This window comes from Gracilibacillus sp. JCM 18966 (assembly GCF_055392695.1).
Window position 1 is genome coordinate 2,561,075 of the sequence record NZ_AP043883.1, and the last position, 25,857, is coordinate 2,586,931.

Annotated in this window: 24 protein-coding genes and 1 riboswitch; of the genes, 19 read left to right on the forward strand and 5 right to left on the reverse strand. The window is 36.8% G+C overall.

Annotated elements, in window-relative coordinates:
* Positions 1–223 precede the first annotated feature (223 nt).
* The 4 genes from ACZ5N5_RS12270 to ACZ5N5_RS12285 are packed head-to-tail and all read left to right on the forward strand — an operon-like array spanning position 224 to position 2,249.
* Positions 224–478, forward strand: coding sequence for a DUF2249 domain-containing protein (locus ACZ5N5_RS12270; protein ID WP_109984968.1), 255 nt, complete (start codon positions 224–226; stop codon positions 476–478).
* Positions 478–684 carry a DUF2249 domain-containing protein gene (locus ACZ5N5_RS12275; RefSeq protein ID WP_054787469.1) on the forward strand — a complete coding sequence of 69 codons (207 nt, stop codon included), beginning with the start codon at positions 478–480 and terminating at the stop codon, positions 682–684. Before ACZ5N5_RS12270 ends, ACZ5N5_RS12275 begins: the two co-directional genes overlap by 1 nt.
* A 12-nt stretch (positions 685–696) precedes the next feature.
* Positions 697–1,932, forward strand: coding sequence for a hypothetical protein (locus tag ACZ5N5_RS12280; protein ID WP_109984967.1), 1,236 nt, complete (start codon positions 697–699; stop codon positions 1,930–1,932).
* Between the two features lie 17 nt (positions 1,933–1,949).
* Entirely contained in the window at positions 1,950–2,249 is a 300-nt protein-coding gene (locus tag ACZ5N5_RS12285) for a metal-sulfur cluster assembly factor (RefSeq protein WP_054787398.1), read from the forward strand.
* A 52-nt stretch (positions 2,250–2,301) separates the two neighbouring features.
* Here the strand turns inward: ACZ5N5_RS12285 and ACZ5N5_RS12290 are convergent, their stop codons facing one another.
* Positions 2,302–3,279, reverse strand: coding sequence for a family 43 glycosylhydrolase (locus tag ACZ5N5_RS12290; protein ID WP_054787399.1), 978 nt, complete (start codon positions 3,277–3,279; stop codon positions 2,302–2,304).
* A 190-nt stretch (positions 3,280–3,469) separates the two neighbouring features.
* Here ACZ5N5_RS12290 and ACZ5N5_RS12295 point away from each other — a divergent pair, with 190 nt between their 5' ends.
* Complete coding sequence (locus tag ACZ5N5_RS12295; RefSeq protein ID WP_109984965.1) at positions 3,470–3,829, forward strand: VOC family protein; 360 nt, start codon at positions 3,470–3,472, stop codon at positions 3,827–3,829.
* On the forward strand, positions 3,830–4,399 hold the full coding sequence (locus tag ACZ5N5_RS12300) for a winged helix-turn-helix transcriptional regulator (RefSeq protein ID WP_464372564.1): 570 nt from the start codon (positions 3,830–3,832) through the stop codon (positions 4,397–4,399).
* A 72-nt stretch (positions 4,400–4,471) separates the two neighbouring features.
* Here the strand turns inward: ACZ5N5_RS12300 and panF are convergent, their stop codons facing one another.
* Positions 4,472–5,899 (reverse strand): sodium/pantothenate symporter, encoded by a 1,428-nt coding sequence (panF, locus tag ACZ5N5_RS12305; RefSeq protein WP_054860627.1) that lies wholly within the window; start codon positions 5,897–5,899, stop codon positions 4,472–4,474.
* Entirely contained in the window at positions 5,896–6,183 is a 288-nt protein-coding gene (locus ACZ5N5_RS12310; RefSeq protein WP_054860628.1) for a DUF997 family protein, read from the reverse strand. Before ACZ5N5_RS12310 ends, panF begins: the two co-directional genes overlap by 4 nt.
* A 193-nt stretch (positions 6,184–6,376) precedes the next feature.
* Positions 6,377–6,478, forward strand: a riboswitch (purine riboswitch).
* A gap of 141 nt (positions 6,479–6,619) precedes the next feature.
* Here ACZ5N5_RS12310 and ACZ5N5_RS12315 point away from each other — a divergent pair.
* The 12 genes from ACZ5N5_RS12315 to ACZ5N5_RS12370 all read left to right on the forward strand — a co-directional run bounded on the left by ACZ5N5_RS12315 (position 6,620) and on the right by ACZ5N5_RS12370 (position 20,695).
* Positions 6,620–7,207, forward strand: coding sequence for a xanthine phosphoribosyltransferase (locus ACZ5N5_RS12315; RefSeq protein ID WP_109984963.1), 588 nt, complete (start codon positions 6,620–6,622; stop codon positions 7,205–7,207).
* A complete protein-coding gene (locus tag ACZ5N5_RS12320; protein WP_109984962.1) occupies positions 7,204–8,502 on the forward strand; it encodes a nucleobase:cation symporter-2 family protein in 1,299 nt (432 codons plus the stop codon). The genes ACZ5N5_RS12315 and ACZ5N5_RS12320 overlap by 4 nt, the downstream gene beginning before the upstream one ends.
* A 188-nt stretch (positions 8,503–8,690) precedes the next feature.
* The gene (locus ACZ5N5_RS12325; protein WP_464372565.1) at positions 8,691–10,040 is read left to right on the forward strand and encodes a VWA domain-containing protein; all 1,350 of its coding nucleotides are present in this window, start codon (positions 8,691–8,693) and stop codon (positions 10,038–10,040) included.
* A gap of 154 nt (positions 10,041–10,194) precedes the next feature.
* Positions 10,195–10,818: a TetR/AcrR family transcriptional regulator gene (locus tag ACZ5N5_RS12330; RefSeq protein ID WP_464372566.1), complete on the forward strand. Its 624-nt coding sequence runs from the start codon at positions 10,195–10,197 to the stop codon at positions 10,816–10,818.
* Entirely contained in the window at positions 10,815–11,222 is a 408-nt protein-coding gene (locus ACZ5N5_RS12335; protein WP_054860633.1) for an OsmC family protein, read from the forward strand. Before ACZ5N5_RS12330 ends, ACZ5N5_RS12335 begins: the two co-directional genes overlap by 4 nt.
* On the forward strand, positions 11,215–12,552 hold the full coding sequence (locus tag ACZ5N5_RS12340; RefSeq protein WP_464372567.1) for a purine-cytosine permease family protein: 1,338 nt from the start codon (positions 11,215–11,217) through the stop codon (positions 12,550–12,552). Before ACZ5N5_RS12335 ends, ACZ5N5_RS12340 begins: the two co-directional genes overlap by 8 nt.
* Before the next feature lie 13 nt (positions 12,553–12,565).
* Positions 12,566–14,662 (forward strand): hydantoinase/oxoprolinase family protein, encoded by a 2,097-nt coding sequence (locus tag ACZ5N5_RS12345; protein ID WP_109984960.1) that lies wholly within the window; start codon positions 12,566–12,568, stop codon positions 14,660–14,662.
* Positions 14,659–16,125: a hydantoinase B/oxoprolinase family protein gene (locus tag ACZ5N5_RS12350; RefSeq protein ID WP_109984959.1), complete on the forward strand. Its 1,467-nt coding sequence runs from the start codon at positions 14,659–14,661 to the stop codon at positions 16,123–16,125. The genes ACZ5N5_RS12345 and ACZ5N5_RS12350 overlap by 4 nt, the downstream gene beginning before the upstream one ends.
* A 2-nt stretch (positions 16,126–16,127) precedes the next feature.
* Entirely contained in the window at positions 16,128–17,852 is a 1,725-nt protein-coding gene (locus ACZ5N5_RS12355) for a hydantoinase B/oxoprolinase family protein (protein WP_464372568.1), read from the forward strand.
* Between the two features lie 221 nt (positions 17,853–18,073).
* Positions 18,074–19,093: an ABC transporter ATP-binding protein gene (locus ACZ5N5_RS12360; RefSeq protein WP_464368204.1), complete on the forward strand. Its 1,020-nt coding sequence runs from the start codon at positions 18,074–18,076 to the stop codon at positions 19,091–19,093.
* The gene (locus tag ACZ5N5_RS12365; RefSeq protein ID WP_277678925.1) at positions 19,093–19,878 is read left to right on the forward strand and encodes an ABC transporter permease; all 786 of its coding nucleotides are present in this window, start codon (positions 19,093–19,095) and stop codon (positions 19,876–19,878) included. Before ACZ5N5_RS12360 ends, ACZ5N5_RS12365 begins: the two co-directional genes overlap by 1 nt.
* A 28-nt stretch (positions 19,879–19,906) precedes the next feature.
* Entirely contained in the window at positions 19,907–20,695 is a 789-nt protein-coding gene (locus ACZ5N5_RS12370; RefSeq protein WP_464372569.1) for an ABC transporter permease, read from the forward strand.
* A gap of 65 nt (positions 20,696–20,760) precedes the next feature.
* On the opposite strand, the gene nagB is transcribed toward ACZ5N5_RS12370, so the two are convergent.
* Positions 20,761–21,498: a glucosamine-6-phosphate deaminase gene (nagB, locus tag ACZ5N5_RS12375; RefSeq protein ID WP_464372570.1), complete on the reverse strand. Its 738-nt coding sequence runs from the start codon at positions 21,496–21,498 to the stop codon at positions 20,761–20,763.
* A gap of 451 nt (positions 21,499–21,949) precedes the next feature.
* Here nagB and ACZ5N5_RS12380 point away from each other — a divergent pair, with 451 nt between their 5' ends.
* Positions 21,950–25,093, forward strand: a complete 3,144-nt coding sequence (locus ACZ5N5_RS12380) for a rhamnogalacturonan lyase family protein (protein ID WP_464372571.1) — start codon at positions 21,950–21,952, stop codon at positions 25,091–25,093.
* A 134-nt stretch (positions 25,094–25,227) separates the two neighbouring features.
* Here ACZ5N5_RS12380 and ACZ5N5_RS12385 read toward each other — a convergent pair whose 3' ends face one another.
* Entirely contained in the window at positions 25,228–25,782 is a 555-nt protein-coding gene (locus ACZ5N5_RS12385; RefSeq protein ID WP_054860638.1) for a hypothetical protein, read from the reverse strand.
* Positions 25,783–25,857 lie beyond the last annotated feature (75 nt).

The window sequence follows — 25,857 nt, forward strand, 5'->3', positions numbered from 1 at the left end:
AAGTATTTTAGCAAGTAAATGATAAAAAACCGTGTTGGTAGAATATCTCGATTTATTTAAAAAGTTTACTGGAAATGTGTTATCAAGAGACTGTTCCCTTTAGGAAAGTCTCTTTTTTCTTTAGAAGTATGATGATATTGATGTCATCTTTAAGTGACAAAAATCACATCGAATTTCATCGAGAATGATTATCATTAATGAAAGAACTTCTGGAGGAATAATGATGAGGGAAAATCAAAATAGCTATATTGAACTGGATGTTAGAGAAGATCTTCGATTAAATAAAGAACCCTTTCAAAAGATTATGAATGCCGTCAAGTCGTTAGATCACGACCAGGCTTTTATTTTACATGCCCCATTTAAACCATTTCCTCTCTTTAAGATAATGGAGAGAAGAGGTTTTACCTATGAGGCAGAAAAAATCGGTCATAAGCATTGGGTTGTCACATTTCGTCATAGGGGAGGTGAAGGGGAATGATTCAATTAGATAACAGAGGTCTTCAACCACCTCAGCCGATGATTCGAACATTGGAAAAATTAGAGGAATTAACATCTGGTGAAAAGCTTATGATCATCAATGATCGCAGACCAATGTTTTTGTTTCAAGAATTGGATGAACAAGGAATCCATTATGAATGTGAAGCACAATCGGATGGTAGCTACATTATCACGATTTATAAATAAAGGTGATGAACGATGAATAATTCCTTTTCTCATGTAAATATAAAACTAGCACTAGCCTTTATTCTAACAAGTTTACTAGGACTGGTAGCTTCGCAATTTATTTTATTTTGGAATTCAGAATGGTTGATCCATGGCTATTTTCGAATTCCGAGCTTATGGATGGCGTTTCATTTATTAATATTAGGCTTTGCTGTAATGGTTGTCATGGGCGCTATGTATCAAATGATTCCAGTGGTACTGTTGACGCCCATTTGGAATGAACGTTTCGGATTTTATCAATACATTATCACTATATCCGGTATCCTAATATTAAGTATTCAGCTTGGTCTTAAGCCTAGTATCGCTTTCTATGGCGGGGCAATAACGATAATTGGAATTCTAATGTTTTTATTTCAAATGTACCTGACAATAAAAGCACAGAAACAAAAAAATAGGATAACAGGGCTAGTGGTCGGGGCACTAACTTTCCTTTTTCTCACGATAATAGCTGGATTCCTGCTTGCTTGGAATATTGGCAATGGGGAGATTCTACGTCATGAAAGTATTTTTTCGTCCCATTTATTGTTTGGGCTTACCGGGTGGTTTACTCTATTAATTATTGGTTTTTCCTATAAGCTTGTTCCGATGTTTAGCCTTGCTCACGGGTTTTCGATGAGGTGGATAAAAAAAGCTTATTTTATCTATCTTCTTGGTATGTTCTTTTTAATTCTATCCTTTTGGATGAATGATTCAACCTTAAGCCAAATCGGTTGGTTATTACTATGGATCGGCTTTACGTTATTTTTATTAGATATTCGAGAAATGCTTGCAAAAAGATTACGAAGACAATTAGATAGATCCTTTCGATTTGCTTTAATGGCAATATATTTTGGCTCGGTTATTCATTTCCTAGCATTTATAGTTAGTTTAATGAAAGCAAATGCCGTTATATGGGGAGTGCTTATTTATCTATATATAATGACATGGATTATTTTTAGTATATTAGGTTATTTAAAGAAAATCGTTCCCGTTCTATGGTGGACATTAAAATATGATAAAAAAATAGGCAAAGAACAAGTTCCAGCCTTAAAAGATTTAATAAATGAAAAGAATGACATCATCATCTATTGTAGCTTTCTCATTGGAATAGTTGGAACAGTAATAGCTTTCTTGACTGAAAATATTCTGCTTATGCAGGTTTTTCAAGGTTTATTATTTGTGTCCATTGTTTTATATGGTATCACAATTATTCAAATTTTGAGGAAATAGTAGAAAGGACAGAAGCGATGAGCATAAAAGATAAGGTAGAAGCAGCCCTTTATGAGGTCATCGATCCAGAATTGAATATTAATATCATGGATCTTGGTCTCGTGTACGATATCAGTGTAGAGAGTAAAAATGTCTCAATAAGAATGACACTTACTACACCAGGCTGTCCTCTCCATGCAACCATTGTTACAGGGGTAAAGACAGCTATCGAAAAAGTAAATGAAGTGGAAAATGTCGAGGTAGACTTAGTTTGGACACCAGCATGGTCACCAGCTAACATGAGTGATTACGCGAGAGTGCAGTTAATGCATCGGTAGTTGGTACAAAAACACCCTGTTCCAGTAAATGGACAGGGTGTAATCATTGGAATTAGTCTTCTGGATAGGGATCAATGGTTTGGATCGTTCCATCCTCATTATAAGTCAATTCAGTAAATTTAACAGAGCGCTGATGATTCAATCCTTTAGATAAGGAGCTGTCATGATAGAACAGATACCACTTTCCTTTAAACTCTACAATAGAGTGGTGAGTGGTCCAACCAATGACAGGCTTCAGAATCGTTCCTTTAAAGACAAACGGTCCTAGAGGATTTTCACTAACAGCATAAACTATTTTATGTGTCGTTCCTGTTGAATAGGAAAGATAATAGAGGCCATTATATTGATGCACCCATGGTCCCTCGAAAAATCTTCGATCCTCATCGCCTGCAAGAATTGGATGACCATCTTCATCGACGATGGAAATTTCTTTCGGTTCTTCTTTAAATGTAAGCATATCCTCACTTAATTCTGCAACTTGTGGCCCTAAAGCAGGTTCAGTAGGTGCTGGCCCTTCCGCATCAGGATTAAAGCTTCCTGTTTGCCATTTTTCTAGCTGACCGCCCCATAATCCCCCGAAATAAACATATGCTTTCTCATCGTTATCAATAAAGACAGCTGGATCAATGCTGAAACTTCCAGGAATATAATTATCTTCTGCCTTAAAAGGTCCAGCAGGGCTAGAGCTTGTGGCAACACCAATTCTGAAAATGTTCTCATGATCTCTAGCAGGAAAGACAAGATAATATTTGCCATTTTTGTAGGCAGCATCTGGTGCCCATAGCTGTTTGCTTGCCCATGGTATATCTTTAACATGAAGTACCTCTCCATGGTCCTCACATGCAGCGCTTACATCATTCATTGACAAAACATGATAATCTTCCATCGCATATTGATCACCATTATCATTAGATGGACGATCATGCTCCAAATCATGTGAAGGATAAATATAGAGTTTTCCCTCAAAAACATGTGCAGAAGGATCTGCTGTATAAATATGTGTCACAATAGGTTTATTAGGCTTTGTCATCGTATTCCTCCTGTTTCATAAATAATTAGATATAATGCTAGTATACTAGAGGATTAGAACTTTGTATAGTCGAAAAACAAACTTTTCAGAAGAATAATAGTGGAATGGTATTTCATTTATCAATTTTATTCATTGACTTCCGTTTTTATAGTTAATATAATATAGGTATTAACTATGAGGAGTGGGAAATATGTATAAGCCTGGTCTAACGATTTGGTACAATGTCAAAAGTTTTGAGCGATCTGTAAAATATTTTACAGAAGGTTTGGGATTTTCATTAGACTTTAAGGATGAGGATCAAGGAATAGCGATAGTAACAACTAATACAAAGGATTGTTGTATTGGCTTTGCTGAGTCAGAGACAGTTGTTCCTGTTACTTCTTCCGCCGTTTTTGAAGTAGAAGACATTGATTTAGCATTTTCTGAGTTGAAAAAGAAGGGTATTCAGTTCACAGGGGACATAGAAGTAATTCCTGGTTTTGTAAAGCTTGCTACTTTTCAGGATCCAGATGGTCATAGTTTTGAATTATCCCAGACGATAGTGGATTAAATGAATTTAGAAGAGGCGATTCAACATACACAACAACTATCTGGACGGTGGATAATGCCCATTTTACTTCATCTAAAGTCATCAGGAGGGCGTTTTACTCCTTTGCAAAAACAGTTACAAATATCGCCATCTCGATTAAGTGATAATTTTTCTAGACTTGTTTCGAAACAAATTGTGAAGCGGTTATCTCCATATGAAAGGCGACATCCTTTGTTACCTGAATATGAATTGACAGAATATGGGGAATTATTATTTGTGATTACACAATGCCTTCAAAAAGCAGAGGAGGCTATAGAAGCTGGTCCATTACACCGCAAATCCTGGACATGGCCACTAATGATTTCCTTATACCACGATTACACCCGCTTTCAAGCTTTACAAAGACTTTTAGGTAACCCTTCACCACGAATCTTATCGATGAGATTAAATGAGCTTTGTGATCTAAAACTAGTAAAAAAAGAGATAACAGAACAACCGAGCCTTCGCTATACCTATCAATTAGAGGATAGATTGTATCCGATTGTTGATATGCTATGGGGAGAATTATTAAAAATAGAAATTATTCAATAGAGCATAACGAATAAATCTATAGGTAAATGACAAAGAACCCTGTTGAAAAATACAAGGTTCTTTGTCTGTTTATCATTGAATACGGTTTTTCATCACTAAACTAAACCCAATATAAGACACAAATGATAAAACAATAGAACTTACCACTGTATGCATCCCAAATGGATCAGGGTAGTAGGCCTGAAATAAAATATAAGAGCTAATCCCCACTATCATCGAAGCAAGTGCCCCAAAACGATTTCCTTTATCCCAATAAAGTCCCATAACGATTGGCCAAATAAAAGCAGCCTCCAGTCCACCTATTGCAAATAGATTTAACCATATAATTAAATCAGGTGGATTTATAGCAAGTAAAAAAACGATAATACCTAAAATTGCTGTGATCGACATACTTAGTATTTGAACTTTTTTTCTAGTTACATTGGGATTTATGTAGTTGATATAAATGTCCTTTACGATGGTTGAGCTAACTAATAATAACAGTGAATCTACCGTAGACATAATGGCAGCGAGTGGTGCGGCTAATACAAACCCTGCTACCCAAGGTGGCAATACATCTAAAGCGATTAATGGCATCACCTTATCTCCAACTTCGATGCCAGGTAATACAGCACGTGCAAAGACACCAATTAAGTGCATATTCAACATAATAAAACCAACAACAATTGTTCCAATAATTAATGCTCGGTGAAACGATTTCGTTGACCGATAGGACATAGCACGAACGGCGATTTGTGGTAAAGCAACGACACCGACCCCTACTAAAACCCAATAGGAGGAGACATATGCCTTGGTCAGGGTTCCATCAGCTCCAAAAGGTGTAATTAAATTTGGATTCTCTACTTGAAGCTTTGTCATAATTTCTGTTACTCCTCCGCCAGCAATAATCACAGCGATTAACAAGACTAGTGTACCGATAAACATAATCGTTCCTTGGATCGAGTCTGTTAAAGTAACCGCACGGAACCCACCAAATGTAACATAAATAAGTACAGTGATAACAAAAATAAATAACGCTCCATCGTAAGAGAGTCCTGTAAGGGATTGAATTAGACGTCCACCACCGATCCATTGAGCTGCCATTGCAGAGAATAAGAATATTACGATACTAAAAGACGATAATACAACCACCCACTTTGATTGATAGCGTTCCTTCAGAAAATCGACCATGGTGACCGCATTATATTGTTTGGTGATAATCGCGAATTTTTTTCCTAGTATCATTAAGGTAAAATAACCGGTTGCTACTTGTGTAACGGAAAGCAATACCCATCCTAGTCCTTCATTATAGGCGACACCAGGACCTCCGATGAAACTACTGGCACTTCCATAGGTTGCAGTCATTGTCATGGCAAGCACAAACCCACCTAAACTACGGCCACCTAAATAGTAATCTTGTATAAAAGATGTACTTGTTTTACTTTTTCTGCTAGCAAATAATCCGATGATAAAAATAATAGCAACAGAACCAAATAATGAAATAGTCGCATGCCAATTCATTTATCTTCAAACCCTTCCTCATCAAATGACACATCCACGAAAAAAAATTTTACCATAATAAATACAAGTATTGCCATGATGGTTACCCCGATAATACAGCTGTAAAAAAACCAAGCTGGGAAACCAAAGACATAGTTATACTCATTAACATCTTGGCTTCCTAATCCATAAGCAAAGCCATACCACCAGATAAAATTAAAAAGTACTAGTCCAATTCCTACCAGTGCTTCTCTGTTGGCGATTTTAAACCGAGGATCTTTTTTGTTTAGGTTAGGCTTATTCAAAAAAATACCTCCCTTATTGAAAAAAATATATAAGAATAAATTACATGATCCTCCATTGCAATTCAAATGATCGCAATTATAAATGGCGTACATCATAAAAAAATTAAATGAGACTAGTATCTAGAATTCTAATAAACCACATAAATCTTACAAAAAATCGCTTGTCAACAGCTGATAACATGTTACAATATAGAATATCATTATACAAATCACTCGTATAATCGTAGGGATATGGCCTACAAGTTTCTACCAGATTACCGTAAATGATCTGACTATGAGTGAGCAATGAAGGTTTTACTAGTATAGCTATGCTGTTCTATTCGAATCGATGCCCAAAGATCATTGCTCATCACATAGGATGAGTTTTCGATCTTTGGGTTTTTTGTCGTTCTATTTTGCAAGAATTTAAGGAAAAAATATAGAAGAGGTGAGCATCGTGGAAAAACTACAACAAAAGATTTTAACAGAAGGGATAGCATTGTCTAATACTGTTTTAAAAGTCGATAGATTTCTTAATCATCAAATAGATCCTCATTTAATGAAAGAAATTGGGGAGGAGTTTGCTAATCGATTCAAGAATGAAAAGTTAACCAAAATTGTCACACTGGAATCATCTGGTATTGCGCCAGCTGTGATGACAGGCTTAATCCTAGATGTACCCGTGATTTTTGCTCGAAAGAAAAAGTCATTAACTTTAACAGAAGGTTTGATTACTTCGAAAGTTTATTCCTATACGAAGCAAGAAACGAATGATATTTCGATATCGAGTAAATTTTTAAACAAAGATGATCGAGTTTTAATCATTGATGATTTTCTAGCAAACGGACAGGCAGCACTTGCCCTAATTGACATTATCGCTAAAGCGGAAGCAGAAGCTGTGGGACTTGGAATTGTCATCGAAAAGGCATTCCAGGACGGAGGAGAGCTCTTAAGAAAGAAAGGATATCGGGTGGAGTCATTAGCAAGAATCAAATCCTTAGAAAACAACACGATTCAATTCATCAATGAGGAGGAAAAAATATGAATTTATCAAAAGGTAAAATGGCCTCACTAGGCTTTCAGCATGTATTGGCAATGTATGCTGGTGCTGTTATTGTTCCATTAATTGTTGGTGCAGGTATTGGGCTGACAAATGAACAGCTTACTTATCTAATTTCTATTGATATTTTAATGTGTGGAGTAGCAAGTATTCTGCAGGTATGGAAAAATCGCTTTTCTGGTATTGGACTACCAGTGGTACTCGGTTGTACCTTTACAGCGGTTGGACCAATCATTGCAATAGGAAATGAATATGGGGTTACATCTGTATATGGTTCCATTCTCGTTTCAGGGCTAGTAGTGGTTGTTATTGCAAAGTTTTTTAGTAAACTAATTAAGTTCTTCCCACCTGTCGTAACAGGAAGTGTTGTGACAATTATTGGGATTACATTAATACCTGTTGCCATGAATGATTTAGCAGGCGGAGAAGGAAGCGAGAACTTTGGTAGTTTGACGAACTTAGCACTAGGCTTTGGGACATTACTGATTATCTTACTTATCTTTCGTTTTGGTAAAGGTTTTGTTCAAGCGATTGCGATTCTAATCGGTATCCTCCTAGGAACGATAGTAGCATCCTTCTTTGGACAGGTCGATTTAAGTCCAGTGGCGGAAAGCTCCTGGTTCCATATGCCAACACCGTTTCACTTTGGTGTTCCAGAATTCCATCTTACCCCAATCCTAACAATGATCTTAGTTGCGATAGTTAGTTTAGTAGAATCTACTGGTGTATACTTTGCATTAAGTGATATTTGTGATAAAAAGATTGAAGATAAAGATTTGGAAAGAGGTTATCGAGCAGAAGGGTTAGCGATTATTTTTGGTGGAATCTTTAATTCTTTTCCATATACTACCTTTTCTCAAAATGTTGGCTTAATCCAATTATCTGGTGTAAGAACGAATAATGTTATTTATACTGCCGGATTCATGCTTGTTCTACTTGGACTTGTTCCTAAAATCGGTGCCTTAACCTTAGTGATTCCCAAATCAGTACTAGGTGGAGCGATGATCGCGATGTTTGGTATGGTTATTTCTTACGGTATAAAGATGTTGAGTAAGGTGGACTTCTCGTCACAGGAGAATCTTCTCATCGTCGCTTGTTCTGTCGGAATGGGGCTAGGTGTAACCGTGGTTCCAGAAATCTTCGCAGATTTTCCTGAAAGTGTACAAATCCTGACAGATAGTGGGATCGTGCTTGGCAGTTTAACTGCTATATGTTTAAATATTGTTTTTAATGTCAGAAAATCAAAAAAAGCAATCCTAGCAGAAAAGAAAACAGCATAAATAGCTTATCACCAGTGGTTAGAGAACTCTGGTGATTTATTTTTGTTTCATAAGAATGCTTTTTCACAAATTATAGGTCTAATGACACCTAAAAAAGTAAAATGAAGGGAGATAAGAACCATTGAACAATATTACCAAGTTATGAGAAAATATGTTGGTATGTTAATTAAAGTGGAGGTTAGATTGGTGTGAAAAAGCATGTCAAATGGATTTCTCTTCTAATTGCTTTATTGCTAATGACAGGTTGTGGTGGTAAAGAAGATGCTTCCTCGGAGGAACAACCTAGTAAGAAAAACTCAGAAGAAGGAACGAACGAAGAGATCGATAATTTAAACTATGAAACATATTTAGTATCAACTGTTGAAGAAAGGATGCAATTAGAACCTGGTGACTATAGTGGAGAGAAATATAAGGAAGAAAAGATAAAAGATTTGATTAATCAGTTTCCTAAGGATTTATCTGGTGAGGAGTATTACTCTCGCTTACTAGCATTAACAGCTGAGGATTATCGGAATTATTATGAATTTTTCAATAATGTGGATACATCTTTTGAATCGGCAAGCTCACAGCCTGGCGAAATAGAGACACCAGACCAAGCGGAACAACACAAGGTAAATATAGAAATATTGTTTGACGCAAGTGGAAGTATGGGCGCATTAATTAATGGGAAAACAAAAATGGAGCTTGCCAAAAATGCGATTGACACCTTTGTTAGTGAACTACCAGAACAAGTAAATATTTCATTGCGAGTTTATGGACATAAGGGTACTGGAAGTGATGAGGATAAAGAGCTTTCCTGTAGTAGTACCGAAGAGATTTATCCATTGGGTCATTATGATGAAAAAACATTCAATCAAGCATTAGATAGTTTTTCGCCTGCTGGCTGGACTCCTCTTGCTAGTGCCATTCAAATAGCGAAAGAGGATTTAAGTAAGCAAACTGGTGAAAATGTTGAAAATATTATTTATGTCGTAAGTGACGGTGTAGAGACATGTGATGGAGATCCCGTAAAAGTAGCAAAAGATCTAAATGAATCAGACATTGAAGCAATCGTTAATATTATAGGCTTTGATGTTGACGATGAAGGACAACAGCAATTAAAAAAAGTTGCGGAAGCGGGAAAAGGGAAGTATTCCACGGTACGAAATGAACAAGAATTGAAGGATTACTTTGAAAAAGAAAAATCTAGCTTAATCAATGAATGGTTTGAATGGGAAAGTGAAAATGTTAATAAGTATTTTCAATCAGAATCCGAAAGAGTCAACAAGCTATTCGAAGTAGAAAATGAAATGGTGACATTAGCTCAAGAGGAAGAGAACCGCATTTTAGAGCTTTCCTATTATATGGAGGAAACTTTAGAAATTGATGGTTATGACATCCGAGAAATAGCACGCGATCTAGGCTATCAGCTGAGAGAATACGCACGTGATACTGCTTATCAGTATAGAGAAGAATTAAGAAACAAAGGTTATGAAAATCGCGAAAAGGTTCGAGACGAAGCATATGAAAAAAGAGAAAAATTACGCAATGATGAGTAAGATCCGATAAAGCATACTTCTTTGAAGTATGCTTTTTTTTATTTTCTAAAAGAAGCTTTGCAGATTGACAATTAGGAATCCAGAAACTATAGTAAATCTATCGGAATAGTTTTGTTCAAAACTGACTGAACTGTCAATCGAGGAGGATTGTTCTTTGAAAAAGGATACGAGGGATCTACTGTTAGAAGTGGCATTAGAGCTATTTGCGACCAAAGGATATCATGCGACTAAGGTATCTGATGTCGTAAAAAAAGCTGGAGTAGCACAAGGAACTTTTTACTGGTATTTCGAGAGCAAAGAGGAAATTGTCTTAAAAATTATGGCAGAAGGAAGAAAAAAATTACTAGAAGTTGTCCATAGTGGTTATCGTAAAGAAGAGGGTAACATCCGCGATATGGTGGATTCATCCAAAAGGTTAATGAAAAAGCTACTAAGCTTTGCGAGCAATAATCGTAATCTAATGATTTTACTACTTTTAAAAGGACAAGGTGGTGATGAAAAACTAAGAAATGCCATTTCGGAAACATTAGTCGCAATTGAAAAAGAATTTGCCAATAATATTCAAAGGGCGATTGAATTGCAAATGCTAGAAGATCGGGATTGTGTTGAATTTCAGGCACAAATGCTAACAAGCCTTGTAACCGGAACGATATCACGATGGTTATTTGGCCCAATGCATGAACTGAATTATCAACCAAGCCTTTCCATTGATAGGGTGGTGGATGAAATGGTCCGCTATGAATTTTTTGGTCTGATAGGACAAGGAGGCAGACAATGAAAACAACCGTTAGATCAACGAATCAAACAATGATTATCACTAATGATAATGGGACACAGATTAATGGGGGAACAACTTCAGATAAACATGGCTACACACCAATCCAGTTATTAACAAGCTCACTGGGACTATGTATGTTTATTACTATTTCCAAATTGTTTGAGCGAGACCAACTAGAATTAGAAGAAGAGGAATTTTCCGTTACGGTTGATGCAAAAAAAGCAACAACAGGTCCTTCTAGAGTGGAACAATTTATGATAGAAATAGAATGGCCAAAAGGCTTAGATAAGGCTTATCAAAATAAATTATCTAAACTAGCTGAAAGAGCTTGTACAATTGGTAATACATTAAAAAATAGTACGACCATATCCATTGTAGAGAAAGGAGAGACTAACAATGAGTAAGAGTCATAAGTCACAGCTAGAGGATTTTTCGATTCGTACGGTTCCAATCGAAGAAAGAAAAAATACATTCAATGTCTCTATTACAAGCTGTGCTTGGATTATTTCTTTATCCACATTATTTACTGGAGGGGCACTTGTTGCAGGAATGGACTTTCAAAGCGCTGTACTTGCGGCTGTCTTTGGTATGCTGATTCTTGCTATTTTAGGATTTTTTCAAGGATGGATGGGAGCAAAATACGGGGTTTCTACTACCATGCTAACAAGACAAGCCTTTGGTAGATATGGAGCGAATCTATTCGGTATCCTTTTGGCACTAACGATGGGTATAGGCTGGTTTGGCTGGCAGATTGCATTCTTTGGAATGACGGTTGCAGAAATGTTTCCTAATCAATGGTTTGCAGAGCCAAAGATTGCAATGGTTTGGGGTGGGATCTTGATGATCTTAACAGCATTTATTGGCTATAAAGGATTGTCCACCCTAAGTATGATTGCCGTACCACTAGTTGCTATTCTATCTATTTGGGGACTTGCAGAAGCAGTGAATCATTTAGGTAGCTGGGAAGCACTTCTTAGCACCAAGCCAACTGGAGAACCCTTATCCATATTTGCTGGTATTACAATTGTTGTCGGAAATGCTGCAGCAGGAGCAGTCGTATTTGCAGATGTCACTAGGTATGGAAAAACAGCAGCGAAAGGTGGATTTGGGGCAGCAGTCGGTTACTTTCTAGGAGGAGTGTTCTGTGTTATTGCGGGTGCAGCGATGACTTTAGCTGCTCAGGTACCAACGATTGGTTCGACACCAAATATTCCTGCAGCAATGAGTCAAATTGGACTTGGATTTTTTGCCTTTTTAATTTTAGTGTTTGCACAATGGACAACAAATGATAACAATTTATATACAGGTTCACTCGGACTTCGAAATGTGGTTAATCTATCGAAGACAGTAATTGTCATCGTTCTTGGAGTACTTGGATTAGGCATTGCTTTAATCGGCATTCAAGATTATTTCGTTCCATTTTTAAATGCGCTAGGGACCTATGTACCTCCGATTGCGGGTGTGATGATAGCTGATCATTGGATTGTAAAACCAAAGATTTTACACAAAAGCTACCAATTCGGTGAAGGGACGAAATATGCTAAATGGAATGTTGCTGCAATTATCGCTACCGTAGTAGCAGGAATTATTGGATCAAGGCTAATGTTTGGCATTACCGCAATTAATTCGATTGTCATTGGATTTGTCCTTTATGTCATCATTGCTTATCTTTTAACTAAATGGAATATTCAATTTGAAATTGGTGAAAAATCAGAGGAATCAAATGGTTTTTAGGGAGGATATCAATATGAATCAAGATAAGGCAACAAAATGGGTGTTAGGTGTGGATGTGGGAGGTACTTTTACTGACCTTGTTGCTTCTACAGAGGATGGCCAACTAGTCTCAACAAAAACCCCCTCCACCCCCGATCAATCAGATGGTGTAATAAACGGAGTACAAAAAATTGCTGATTTACTGGATATTAGTATAGAAGATTTTCTAGCAAACTGTCCGTTAATTGTTCATGGGACCACTGTCGCAACAAACACCTTGTTAGAATATAGTGGGGCAAAGGTAGGCTTATTAACAACGGAAGGCTTTCGAGATGAAATTGAATTCCGTCGAGCATATAAGGAAAGTGTATTTTCCGTTAGACTAAAAGCACCACATCAAATTGTGCCAAGAAGATTCCGGATTGGAATAAGGGAAAGATTAGATAAAGACGGAAATATAATAAAAGAATTGGATGAACAAGCAGTTAGACAAGCTGTTCAACGCCTTGTTGAAGAAGGTATCGAAGCAATCGCGGTTTGCTTTTTATTTAGTTTTGTTAATCCGATGCATGAAAAAAGAGTGAAAGAGATCATAGAAGAAGAGGCACCTCACTTGTTTGTTTCTTTATCCAGTGAAGTACTACCTCAAATTCGTGAGTTTGAAAGAGTATCAACAACCATTGTGAATGCTTATACTGGTCCAAGCTTACAATCATATCTTAATCACCTTGAATCTAAATTACAGGAGCAAGGTTTTCGTGGAGAATTATTTGTCATGCAATCAAATGGTGGTGTCCAAAATGTGGAGCAGACAGGAAAATTAGCAGCAGGTAGCCTGTTATCAGGTCCAGCAGGTGGTGTATCAGCAGGTGCGTTCATCGGAGAAAAATCGGGGAATGATAATATTATTACAGTAGACATGGGCGGTACTAGCTACGATGTATCGGTTATTGAACAACTCCAACCGACCATTACAACAGAAAGCTGGATTAGTCGATATCGTGTGGCTCTACCGATGATGGATATTCACACCATTGGATCAGGTGGTGGAAGTATTGCTTGGATTGATAGCGGGGGCGCCTTACGAGTTGGGCCACAAAGTGCTGGTTCCTTTCCCGGCCCTGCTTGTTACGGTAGAGGTGGGACAGAACCAACTGTAACAGACGTGAATGTTTTATTAGGTTATATTAATCCAGACAATTTTCTTGGAGGAGAAATGAAACTTGATCGGAATTTAGCGGAGCAAGCGATAATGAAACATATTGCAGACCCGTTAGGAATTAGCCCGATAGAAGCAGCATTAGCGATATCTAGGATTGTCAATAGTGATATGTCCAATGCCGTACAGTATGTATCATCGCAAAGAGGCTACGATCCTCGTGATTTTGCCCTAATGGCAGTTGGTGGTGCAGGTGCTATTCATGCAGGAAGACAAGCCGAGGATTTGGGCATTAATACCGTTATTGTACCATCCTTAGCACCCGTATTCTCTGCGTTCGGTGATGTTGCGGCGAATTTAAAAGTAACAGAACTAAAAACAAGGTTCGAAGATCTTCCTTCATTAAATTTAGAGCAAGTAAATCAAGATTTTGAACAAATGGAGAAAATAGCCCGCGAAAAATTAGGTGGGGAAAGCATAGTCGATCATTTTGAAACACGTCGCTATATGGACATGCGTTATAAAGGGGAGGTACATGAAGTTACCGTGCCGGTTCGTTCTAGAACAAAACGAATTACTAGTCTTAATTTAGATGCGACGGTGAAGGATTTTCATGAAATGCATGAAAGGCTGTATGCCCATCAAGACCCGGAACAAACGATCGAAATACTAAACCTTCGTCTAGATCTAATTGGTGTTCGTAAAAAGCTTGTTATCACTGATGAATCATTTGGAGAGGAAGATCCATCCCTAGCAAAAATAGCGGAAAGAACGGTATATTTTGAAAATAATCCAATGACTATTCCTATATATGATGGTTCTTTATTAGCACCTGGTAATTTAATCGCAGGTCCTTCCGTCATAGAGGAATGGGGAACAACCATTGTTGTTTATCCAGGGCAAGAAGCATTAATTGATGCGAATCGGAATTGTATTATCGAAGTACAGCAGATGAGGGGGAATCAGCAATGATTGAAGCCCAAATCGTTTATTCTAAACTTCAAGCCGTTTGTCGCCAAATGGGTGAAGCCCTTCAAAGAATATCACGTTCCCCATTAGTTTCACAGGATCGAGCATTTGCTACAGCTATATTTACTAATGAACTGAAGCTTGCTATCCAGCATCAGTATGAGCCTGAGCATTTATATGCTATGAAAGATAGTGTTGATCATTTATTTGATTACTTTTCATTTGATATTTCCGATGGAGATATTTTACTTGTAGCAGACCCTTATAATGGAGGAACAAAAGGTCAAACATTAACAATGGTTGCACCACTTTTTTATCATGGAGAGCTTGTTCTGTTTCCGGCAGTTCGCGTTCAAATAGCTGATCTGGCAGGTGAATTCCCAGGTGGTTTTAATCCCGATGCATTCGAAATATGGCAGGAGAGCATGCGCATTACTCCAGTGAAATTATATAAGCAGGGACTATTACAACAGGATGTTCTACGTTTTTTATTAGCAAATAGTCGTGTCAAAAGCCTTTATCAATCAGAATTAGATGCAATGTATGCTTGCCTGCGCTATGCCCAGAAAGAACTTCAACGATTAATTAAGCAATATGGACAAAGGCTGATTGAATCAGTTTATACAATGACTAACTATTCAAACCGTAGAATAGTAGAACATATCAGTCAATATCCTAAGAAAACGATGGATTCTAAAATAACATTTGCGAGTAATGGGGAGAATATAACAATTTATGTCTCGATAAATACATCAACAAATCAAGTAGCAATAGATTTTAATGGAACAGGAATGCAAGTCAATACACCGGTCAATGCCTCTTTATCTACAACAAAGGCATTTGCTACTTGGCCAATTCTCGCACCATTAGCAGATGAAATAGCTATTAATGAAGGTGTATTAGAGGCTTTTGAGATTCATGTACCAAAAGGTAGCTTGCTAAATCCAGATTTCCCAGCTTCTGTAGGGTTTAGTACTTTTATAACAGGCCATTTTATATCTGGTGTAATCACAAAAGCATTACAACAAGGAAATACTTCTACCAAGCTTTATTCTAAGATACATGGACCTGGACCACAGGCCATTTTGTTTTCGCCCTTCGGAATGTTAAAAGAAACAGTTCCACTTTTTCTCGTACCTGGGTACCCCGAATCTAGTGAAGGCTGGGGGCCATCAGCATTGTTTGGCGATCGAGAACTTGTATCAGCAGAAGAACTTGAATTTAATTATGGATTTAAAATGGTAAAGCGGGAGAAAAAAGCAAATCAAATGATTGTGGAAATAATTAATGAGAATTTTGTCTTTAATGTGATTACCATAATTCCAGAAGTAGAGAATAACACTTATGGAAATATTACGATACAAACTAATGAAAACAGGAAAACCTTTCATAAGAGCAGTACGGGAATATCTATACGTCCAGGAAATAGATTGGAATTCGTATATGAGAGGACTGGAGGTCAATAGAAATGGATCAAAGTATGATTTTATCACAAGTAGTTGGTGGTTCTTTGGATGCAATTGCCCGGGAAATGAGTGCAACTGTAACGAGAACAGCACGATCTCCCCTTTTTAATGAAGCACATGATTTTACAACAGGAATCTTTGATTTATCTGGTAGGAAGTCTAGGCTTGTCGCACAAGCTCCAGGCTGTACACTCCATTTATATGCAGTCGTAGGAGCGGTGGATCATTTAATCGAAACATTCCGATATGACCTGCACCCTGGTGATATTCTACTTGTAAATGATCCTTACCATGGTGGATCTCATAGTTTGGATTGGACGATGGTGATGCCGGTATTCTATAATCGAAAACCAATACTACTTCCTGCAGTGAGAAGTCATATGGGGGATAATGGAGGGCCAGTAGCTGGTGGATATAATCCTAAATCAAAGGATATTTGGCATGATGGCTTGCGTATTCCTCCATTGAAGATTTATGAAAAAGGGGAAAAGCGTCAGGATGTTTTTGATATGATTGTCGCCAATAATCGTTTATCACATTGGCTGGAAGGTGATCTCGATGCCATGATTGGGGCATGTAAACTTGCTAGTAGAAGGATTCAGCAAATGCTAGATCAATATGGCTCTGAACCAATGATTGGTGCGATCGACGAACGTATTCAATATACAGAGAGAAGAGTACGAGATGAAATAGCCAGTTGGCCTGATGGTACTTACTCCGCTGAAACGTATGCAGATCATGACTTTCAAGGGAATCGTGATATAAAAATCAAAGCTACTGTCACAGTAGCAGGTAGTGATTTGAAAATTGATTTTACTGGTTCCTCTCCACAGGTTGATGGATTTATCAATAGTCCATTATCGAATACGACTTCATTTGCCTTCGTCGGCATATCTACTTGCTGTGATGAGGATATTCCGATTAATGAGGGATATATGAATCCTGTCACCGTTACTGCACCTTCTGGAACAGTAGTCAATCCAGAACTCCCGGCTCCATGTGGACATGCTACGGCATGTGTGGGTGCTGAAATTGCTGAAGCTGTTTTATTAGCTATTTCCAGGTGTGCTCCCAAAAGAGTAGGTGTCAATGCACACAAGCTACCATTAGCTTATACAAACGGTATTGATAAAGAAGGAAACCAATGGGTAAACTTGAATTTCTTTGGCTACACAGGTGGAGCGGGGGCAGCATATCAAACGGATGGATGGGGGTTATACCCTCCTGTGATGACAGGTGTTACCTTACCCTCTATTGAGATGAATGAGATTCAGTATCCAAGTAGAGTTTTGCTTCATGAATATGTGGAGGATTTCACCGGTGCAGGTAAGTGGCGAGGCACTCCCGGACTTGTCGTCCAAATTCAACATTTAGAGGATAGTTCGACAAGTGTCATGATGGCAGGTGTCCGCAATACGACAAAAGGATTTGCCGGTGGTCACGATGCCCCAAGTAATAAGATTATCGTAAATTACGGAACAAAAGATGCTCAAATTGTGGAGGAAACAGCATTTGGAGTTAAAATGCCTGCGGAAGGAATCATTCAGTTTTATCGAGCCGGTGGTGGAGGCTGGGGCAATCCTTTGGAACGGGATCCAGAGCTGGTACTAGAGGACGTGAAAAATGAATTTGTTTCCTCAGAAGCTGCTGAAAAAGAATATGGTGTCGTAATCCAAGATGGAGAGATCGATCAACGAAAAACGAAGAAAATAAGGGAACAAATTTAAACAATTACTTAGAATATAAAAGCAAGGACCTTTTCTCTTTATCCATTTCATTATGGGAAATTAAGGAGAAAGGTCTTTTTTATTTAATTATATGAACTACTAGAGTTTTTACGTGTTTTTATCTCTAAAAAGTATTGTATATTTTTGAAGCCGATAGTGTTAAGATTATCCTTATATTTACAAAAAAATGAAAGCGATTAAATAATAAAGGAGGACTGATAATGAATATTATTGAGGCTCAAAATCTGACTAAGGAATACAAAAGGTTCAAGCGATTTCCAGGTTTTTGGGGGGCAATGCGCACGTTAATGACACAACAGTATTCAAAAGTTCCGGCAGTAAATGATCTTTCCTTTAAAATTAATGCAGGTGAAACAGTGGGTTATTTAGGCCCTAACGGTGCTGGAAAATCAACAATGATAAAAATGTTAACAGGTATTTTAGTTCCCACTGCTGGCCAATTGTTTGTCAGAGGTAAAATTCCTCATCAATCTAGGATGGAGAACGCTAGGAAAATGGGGGTCGTTTTTGGACAGAGAAGTCAATTATGGTGGGAGTTACCTATGATCGATTCATTTGAGGTTCATCGACACGTGTACAAAATTGATGAAAAAACCTATAAAAAAAATCTTGATTTTTGTACAGAGTTATTAGATTTGGGTTCTTTTCTAAATAGTCCCGTTAGGCAGCTTAGTTTAGGCCAAAGAATGAGAGCAGAAATTGCCATTTCTTTATTACATGATCCAGAAATTTTATTCTTAGATGAGCCGACAATTGGATTAGATGTACTAGCGAAGGATAATATTCGCCAATTTTTAAGAAAGGTGAATCAAGAAAAAAATGTGACCATCTTATTAACTACACATGATCTACAAGATATTGAAGAAGTATGTTCCCGAATGTTAATCGTAAATAAAGGTAATCTAGTTTATGATGGTACCACCATGAAATTAAGAGAGAATTTAGGTAATCTACGAAAAATACGCGTAGAATTAAAAGAAAATCTGGATAAATTGGTGATAAATGATCTTACATTTCAAAATGGTGATGGAAATATAAAATATTTGATTTATGAAAGAGAATTAACAAATATTTTAGAGGTTATTGATTACCTTTCTCAGAAGTATACCGTTATCGACTTATCGATTGAAGCTGCTAGTATTGAGGATGTAATACGAAGGCTATATCATCAATTAGGTGCCTCAAATATGAATGAGCTAGATAGAGGTGTGATTAGCTGATGGGTTATATCTCTTATGGAATAAAGGCTTTCTTGCAACAAATATCGTACAGAACAGAAGTATGGTTGCAAGTGTTAGGTAATTTCTTACTGATCTTAATACAAGTATCTATCTGGAAGGCAGTGATAGGGAATGATCAAGTTGAAGGAATTTCTCTAGAACAGATGATTACGTATAGTGTAATAAATACACTTATCGCAACCTTATTATTAACAGAGGTATTTAAGTCTGTTGATAACGAACTGAAAACAGGGAAGATAGCGATATATTTAATTAAACCCGTTCTATATCCACTTTTTTTAATTGCTGAAAATATAGGACGTGCATTGTATCGATTTATTTTTACAGCTATTCCCACGATGATCATTTGTATATTTATTTTTGAGGTTCATACCCCGTTTTCATTCATGCATGGTTTCGCTTTTATCATTGCTCTTTTTCTCGGTATCATCATTTCTTTTTTGATAGGTTATTTCATTGCATTAGTTTCATTTTGGTTCTTGACAACTTTTGCACTTGATTGGTCTTTGGGTGCTTTAATGACGGTGTTCTCAGGATCTTTTTTTCCACTCTGGTTTTTCCCACCGACATGGAGATTCTTTGCGGAAATATTACCTTTTCAATTTTTAGGTTTTATTCCTGCAGCTATTTATCTTGGTGAAATTCCGAAGGAGCAATTGTTTCAGACGTTGTTTATTGGTTGCAGCTGGACAATACTGCTTGTCATAATGGTCATTCTATTATGGAAAAAAGCAATGAAGCGATTAATTATTCAAGGTGGTTAATAATGGTACATAGGGAGTTTGATATGAAGTGAAGCTGTTTTTTGTGTTTTTTAAATACCATATTAAAGAAAGAATGGAATATAGGAGTGCTTTTATTGTAGGTGTTTGTGCTCAAACATTAGCTTATGCAGCAAATTATTTGGTGGTTTGGATGTTGATGCAAAAATTTGGGGCAATTAATGGCTGGAGCTGGCCTGAGGTAGCATTTTTATATAGTATTGGTTTATTTGTATATGCAATTGGTGCTTCTTTTACTTTTGTTCAAATGCAGTCACTTGAAGAAATGGTTCGTGATGGAACGTTTGACATAATTTTAATTAAGCCAAGAAATCCTTTTTATTATTTTGTAACGAGTACTTTTAATAATGGTTATATTGCTCATTTACTATTATCAGGTACTATTCTTGTATGGTCTCTCTCTCAATTAAAAATAGAATGGAATCTATTGAAAGTGATCTATTTCTGCCTGAATATCGCAAGTGGTTCATTAGTAATTGCAGGATTATTAACTATTATAGGTTCTTTAACCTTTAGAGTAATTCGACTGCAATTTTTATTTCGGTTATTTAATCGTTTGAGAGAGTTTATATCCTATCCAATTTCTATATATAGTTTGTTTATTCAAATATTACTCGTGTTTATTATCCCCTTAGCTTTTGTTAATTTTGTTCCAAGTAGTTTTATTCTTGCAAAAGAATTTCAATACGATGGAAATATAACCTATATCCTATCTCCTTTTATCGGTCCTATTATATTTTATATTGCCTATTTATTTTGGATGTCGAATCTTAATCGTTATCAAGGAGCAGGGGGATAACTAGCTATACTACCAATACAATAGCCTGGGCTATATCGTAGTATTACGATATAGCCCAGGCTCGCTTATGACGATTCTAACTTCGACAAAGCTTCCTCATCGGCAATGATGGTAACATTCTCATGTTTTCGAAGAGCGGAGGCAGGGAAATCTTCACTGACCTCATTTGATTCAATTAGTCTCTTTAAAGCAGCTTGTTTACTTTTTCCTGTAACAAGTAGCAGTATTTCCTTGCTTTTTAGAATCGTCGCAATGCCAACAGTAATCGCTTTTCGAGGGACTTCATCGATACTGTCAAAAAAACGTGCATTTGCTTCAATAGTTGATTCGGTCAATGAAACAACATGGGTCCTTTGATTGAATGGAGTCCCTGGCTCATTAAATCCTATATGACCATTTTCTCCGATTCCAAGTAGTTGTAAGTCGATTCCACCATATTCCTTTATTTTTCTTTCATAGGATAAGCACTCATTTGCCAAGTCAGTGGCTAAACCATTAGGTAGAAAAATTTGATCCTTTGGAATATCAATTTTGCTAAACAGTTGCTTGTACATGTAATAATGATAGCTATTTGGATCTGATGGCGCTAACCCAATGTATTCATCAAGATTGAATGATGAGACTGTTTGATAAGAAGTGTGATTATTTTTGTAATCCTTTATCAAATACTCATATGTCCTTCGTGGTGTCCCGCCTGTTGCCAGCCCAAGTGTAAGTCGGTTGTTTTCATGAATTCGTTTAAGAATAAATTGGGCAGCTTTTTGACTGGTATCTTCGTAGTTTTTTCCTTTAATTATTTGCAATTGAACTGTCCTCCCTATAAGTAATACCTTATCTTTAATAAAGTGTTACCATTCTTTCTATTTCTAACAAAAAGAGTTTCTTTAATAATAGTCTATCAACTTTTAGTATAGTTGTCTATACCTTTAAGGCGAAAGAAAAGGCTTACTTATTGTATTTTAGATAAATTATTTTCTTGAATAATGTCTTTTTCCAATATTTTTGCTTGCAAAAATTATACCATTTTCCATTTTAAATCTTGTTATTACATGACTTTAAGGCACGATGCAAAAAAGTATTATAGACATTCTGGGCTAATAATTGCTAGGCTATATGTGAGAGCTATACTAAATCAATAAATTGTATACGCTTACAGTTAGAAGGAAGGAGGTAATGGTATAAAGACTTAGGAGATTAGTGGTCATTTAAAAACTAAACTTTTACGCAACTGGTCGATTAAAAGGAGGAAAATGAATGCAGGATACGCATAATAAGTTGAAGAGGTATTTTATATTAATGGCAGTATTTCTTTTGATTTTTGCGAATTTTCCAGTAATATCCACAATGGCAGCAACTGATATACCTGAGGTCGATGGCTATCAAGGTGTGTATTATAGCGATTTCGGTGATACTGAGGAATTATCTCCTGAAAATTGGGGCTTTACTACTTTTGGAGCAAACCTTTCTATTCATGATGAAGATATTGCAGGGAATGATTCACCGAAACTTGAATTTAATGTTTTAGATCAGTCAGGTGGTAGAGTTGCTACAAAGGAATTAGACCCTGAGGTAATGGGAAAACAGATCCTTGTATCCTTTGATTGGTATCCAGGAATAGTTAATGACAAAGGTGATCATTTATATGAGAATGGTGGAGAATTTCGAATTGCTGATAGTGAAGGAAAAACCATTTTTACCTTAAATAGTACAAATAAAGAGCCTATTACTTATTTTGCAGGAAAAAATGAACCTCAATCCACTTCCTTTACAGACCAGGAAGCATGGTATAGTATTTCTGTAATATTCAATTTAGCTACAAATGCTGTCACTCTTGAAATGAAAAATCAAGCTACAAATGTGAAGGAAACCTATCAGTCTTCACTTGATGAGGTTGATTTTGATGGCAGTGTTTCAATATTAAGATTAGTTGGAATCCGAACTTCTGGAAACAATCTTACATGGACAACTTATTTAGACAATGTTGGGATTTATCATGTACCGATAAACGATAATACGATTACTAGTATCCCAGCATTACCATATCAAAGAGTATATGTTGGAGAAACGACTGAGGATATAACTTCTATCGGACTACCGGAGATAATTCCAGTAGCTCTTGCAGACCATACGACAGTAGATGCTCCTGTCCAAGAATGGAAGCCAGTAGATAAGGATTGGAATCCGAACGAACCTGGTATATATGAATTCGAAGGAACGATTGCTGAATCAGAGGCAGTGGATAATGCTTTTAATCGAAAAGGAACGGTCTTTGTTTATAATCGATTAACACCACCGGAAACGAATCGGGCCACAGAATGGTTAGATAGGGGTGTAATAGCACTACAATCAGATGATGGTATCTTTGTTTCATGGAGGCTGTTAGCGGATGAATACGGCAAGGATGTAACATTTAACATTTATCGTGATGGAAAGAAATTAAATAAACAACCACTAAATGTTACTAATTTTACTGATAAAAATGGAACTCTAAACGCGACATACAAGGTAGAAACTATCGTTAATGGTAAGCCTTCAGAGCAAAATGAAGTAATGGTAGAAAAAAAGGATTATTTATCTTTACCTTTACAAAAGCCTTCTGGAGGAACTACGGCAACAGGAAATTATACGTATAGTGCAAATGACGCTAGTGTTGGTGATTTAGATGGGGACGGAGAATACGAAATCATCCTAAAATGGCGTCCATCTAATGCAATGACTGCACTAGAAGATGTTATTACAGGGCCGACTATTTTTGATGCTTATGAGTTAGATGGCACGATGCTTTGGAGAATGAATATGGGCATGAACTTAACCTCTGGTCCACAATATCATCAATTTGTAGTGGCAGATATGAATAGTGATGGAAAATCAGAATTTTTAATCAAAACTGCGGATGCTACTACCGTATATGGAGCGACTGATGGGAAATATGATAACAATAAGGTGATCAGTGTCATCGGAAATGCGGAAGATGATGGAAAGTGGATTAATGAGGGTGGACATGTTGTAGATGGTCCTGAGTATATTTCTGTTTTTGATGGAGAAACAGGTGAGGCGATTGATACCATTGACTTTGCTTTCCCTGTTGAAAAAGAAGAAGGAGATCAGGGCGCATCATGGGGTGATACATTCTACAATCGTTCGGACCGATTCTTATCAGGTGTAGCCTATATTGATGGGGAAAAACCAAGTGCTATTTATGGAAGGGGTTATTATGAGCGAACAGCATTCGCCGCCTATAGCTTAGAAAATGGTGAACTAATAGAGGATTGGACTTTTGACTCAGATGAAGCAGGTAGAGGAGGAGGTTTAGGTAATCATAACCTAGCAACAGGTGATGTAGATAATGACGGTTTTGACGAAATAATCGCCGGTTCACTAACACTTGATCATGATGGATCCATTCTTTATGCAATGGATGGTGAAATGGGTCGAGTAGCAGGCTCCCACGGTGATGCTTTACATGTTGGTGCTTTCGACCCCAATCGAGAAGGATTACATGTCTTTGGGGTAAGGGAATCTTCTGAAGTTGCATCACTCGAATATCATGATGGCGCTACTGGAGAAACGCTACAAGCATTTTATGCTTATAAAGATGCAGGACGTGGTGTAGCGGCAAATATCACATCAAGACCTGGTTACGAATTCTGGGGTACTGGAGGTTCGACTGTAGAAACTGGTGGGGGAGTATATAGTGTTCAAGGAGATGTTATAGCAGATAGCTTCCGAAATATTGGATTACCAGTCAATTTTGTCACATATTGGGATGGTGATTTGCTAAACGAACTTTTGGATGGCACAAGAATATCCAAATATGATGAAAAATCTGGTAGTGTTAATGTCATGGAAAGCTTTGAGGGTGTAGTGAGTAATAATGGGACTAAAGCAAACCCAACTTTACAAGCTGATATTTTGGGTGATTGGCGAGAGGAAGCAATCTATCCAACCGAGGATAGCTCTGAGCTTAGAATCTTTAGTACAACTATTCCGACTGAATATCGCTTACCAACCTTGATGCACGATTCTGTTTATCGAATGGGCATTGCTTGGCAAAATACGACTTATAATCAACCACCTCATTTAGGCTATTACTTAGGAGAAGACATCAGAGAAAAAGTGCTTTCCAATGATTTAGATTTACCAGAGGTTGACTATACACCTAATTTGGCGGCAATAAAGCATATGACAAACCTTGAAATTACAAAACAAAATCAAAAAGTTCTTTTAAATAAATTAAAACAAGTAGAGCATCATTTAAACAAGGAACGTCCTGCACAAGCAATTAAACACATGCGTGGATATCTTAAACACTTAGAAAGAAGTAGCTTCACTCAAACGATAAAAAGTAAATTAAAGCAAGATGCCCATGCCTTAATCAAAGGATGGCAAAACGAATAACATAACTTCCACAGAAATAGGTGAGCTTAAGGCAAATAAAACGAATGATTATAAACTGATCATTCGTTTTTGCCTATTGTATTTTATCTATTTTCCTTTTCGTGAAGATAGTTTTTTTACTAAAGAATTAAAGCTTATTTTAATCGCTTCTTAACTGGTTCAAATTCATAAAGCTTCCCTTCATAAATCAATTGCATTCGTTCATTTGTTCGAAAATCGTCTGGTGTTACCATTGCTGGTAGCTTATCCCAGAGATGAATTCCGGAACGTTTTAAAATTTCTGCAACAAATTGTGAACAGAAATAAGAATTACTAAATTCAATTGGTTCTTTGAGTGACACACCGATAACTCCTAAAATATTATATAAAAATTTATCATCATTTTTTATGAATATATGAAGGATACGTTTCATTTTCTCTATTTCTCGATTAGTTACTTTTAACTTATAGATAACACAGGTAGTATCTCGATATTGATTAAAGGTACCGGTTAAGACGTCCTCTTTTACAAAGCCTCCATAAAGTGGATTTTTGGGTTTTTTCCTGCCGAAGCTATACATCTCTTTTAATTCAGAATCAAATGAAATGGATGCATGATTGTATGGGGCTCTTGTATATTTTTTTATTACACTTGTAAATAGAGTACCTGTATCGGATAGCATAATATAAATATATTTCTGATCATTCATCGGTCTTCCCCACCTTACAAATTTCTTTCACCTTCTCATTATACACAAAATCTTGTAAAATGAAGGAAGCTTTTA

What these genes read in the sequence shown, in the direction of transcription:
- ACZ5N5_RS12270 (WP_109984968.1), top strand. Translation starts at nt 224, where the DNA reads ATGAGGGAAAATCAAAATAGCTATATTGAACTGGATGTTAGAGAAGAT.
- ACZ5N5_RS12280 (WP_109984967.1), top strand. Translation starts at nt 697, where the DNA reads ATGAATAATTCCTTTTCTCATGTAAATATAAAACTAGCACTAGCCTTT.
- ACZ5N5_RS12285 (WP_054787398.1), top strand. Translation starts at nt 1,950, where the DNA reads ATGAGCATAAAAGATAAGGTAGAAGCAGCCCTTTATGAGGTCATCGAT.
- ACZ5N5_RS12290 (WP_054787399.1), bottom strand. Translation starts at nt 3,279, where the DNA reads ATGACAAAGCCTAATAAACCTATTGTGACACATATTTATACAGCAGAT.
- ACZ5N5_RS12295 (WP_109984965.1), top strand. Translation starts at nt 3,470, where the DNA reads ATGTATAAGCCTGGTCTAACGATTTGGTACAATGTCAAAAGTTTTGAG.
- ACZ5N5_RS12300 (WP_464372564.1), top strand. Translation starts at nt 3,830, where the DNA reads ATGAATTTAGAAGAGGCGATTCAACATACACAACAACTATCTGGACGG.
- panF (WP_054860627.1), bottom strand. Translation starts at nt 5,899, where the DNA reads ATGAATTGGCATGCGACTATTTCATTATTTGGTTCTGTTGCTATTATT.
- ACZ5N5_RS12320 (WP_109984962.1), top strand. Translation starts at nt 7,204, where the DNA reads ATGAATTTATCAAAAGGTAAAATGGCCTCACTAGGCTTTCAGCATGTA.
- ACZ5N5_RS12335 (WP_054860633.1), top strand. Translation starts at nt 10,815, where the DNA reads ATGAAAACAACCGTTAGATCAACGAATCAAACAATGATTATCACTAAT.
- ACZ5N5_RS12340 (WP_464372567.1), top strand. Translation starts at nt 11,215, where the DNA reads ATGAGTAAGAGTCATAAGTCACAGCTAGAGGATTTTTCGATTCGTACG.
- ACZ5N5_RS12345 (WP_109984960.1), top strand. Translation starts at nt 12,566, where the DNA reads ATGAATCAAGATAAGGCAACAAAATGGGTGTTAGGTGTGGATGTGGGA.
- ACZ5N5_RS12350 (WP_109984959.1), top strand. Translation starts at nt 14,659, where the DNA reads ATGATTGAAGCCCAAATCGTTTATTCTAAACTTCAAGCCGTTTGTCGC.
- ACZ5N5_RS12355 (WP_464372568.1), top strand. Translation starts at nt 16,128, where the DNA reads ATGGATCAAAGTATGATTTTATCACAAGTAGTTGGTGGTTCTTTGGAT.
- ACZ5N5_RS12360 (WP_464368204.1), top strand. Translation starts at nt 18,074, where the DNA reads ATGAATATTATTGAGGCTCAAAATCTGACTAAGGAATACAAAAGGTTC.
- ACZ5N5_RS12365 (WP_277678925.1), top strand. Translation starts at nt 19,093, where the DNA reads ATGGGTTATATCTCTTATGGAATAAAGGCTTTCTTGCAACAAATATCG.
- ACZ5N5_RS12380 (WP_464372571.1), top strand. Translation starts at nt 21,950, where the DNA reads ATGCAGGATACGCATAATAAGTTGAAGAGGTATTTTATATTAATGGCA.
- ACZ5N5_RS12385 (WP_054860638.1), bottom strand. Translation starts at nt 25,782, where the DNA reads ATGAATGATCAGAAATATATTTATATTATGCTATCCGATACAGGTACT.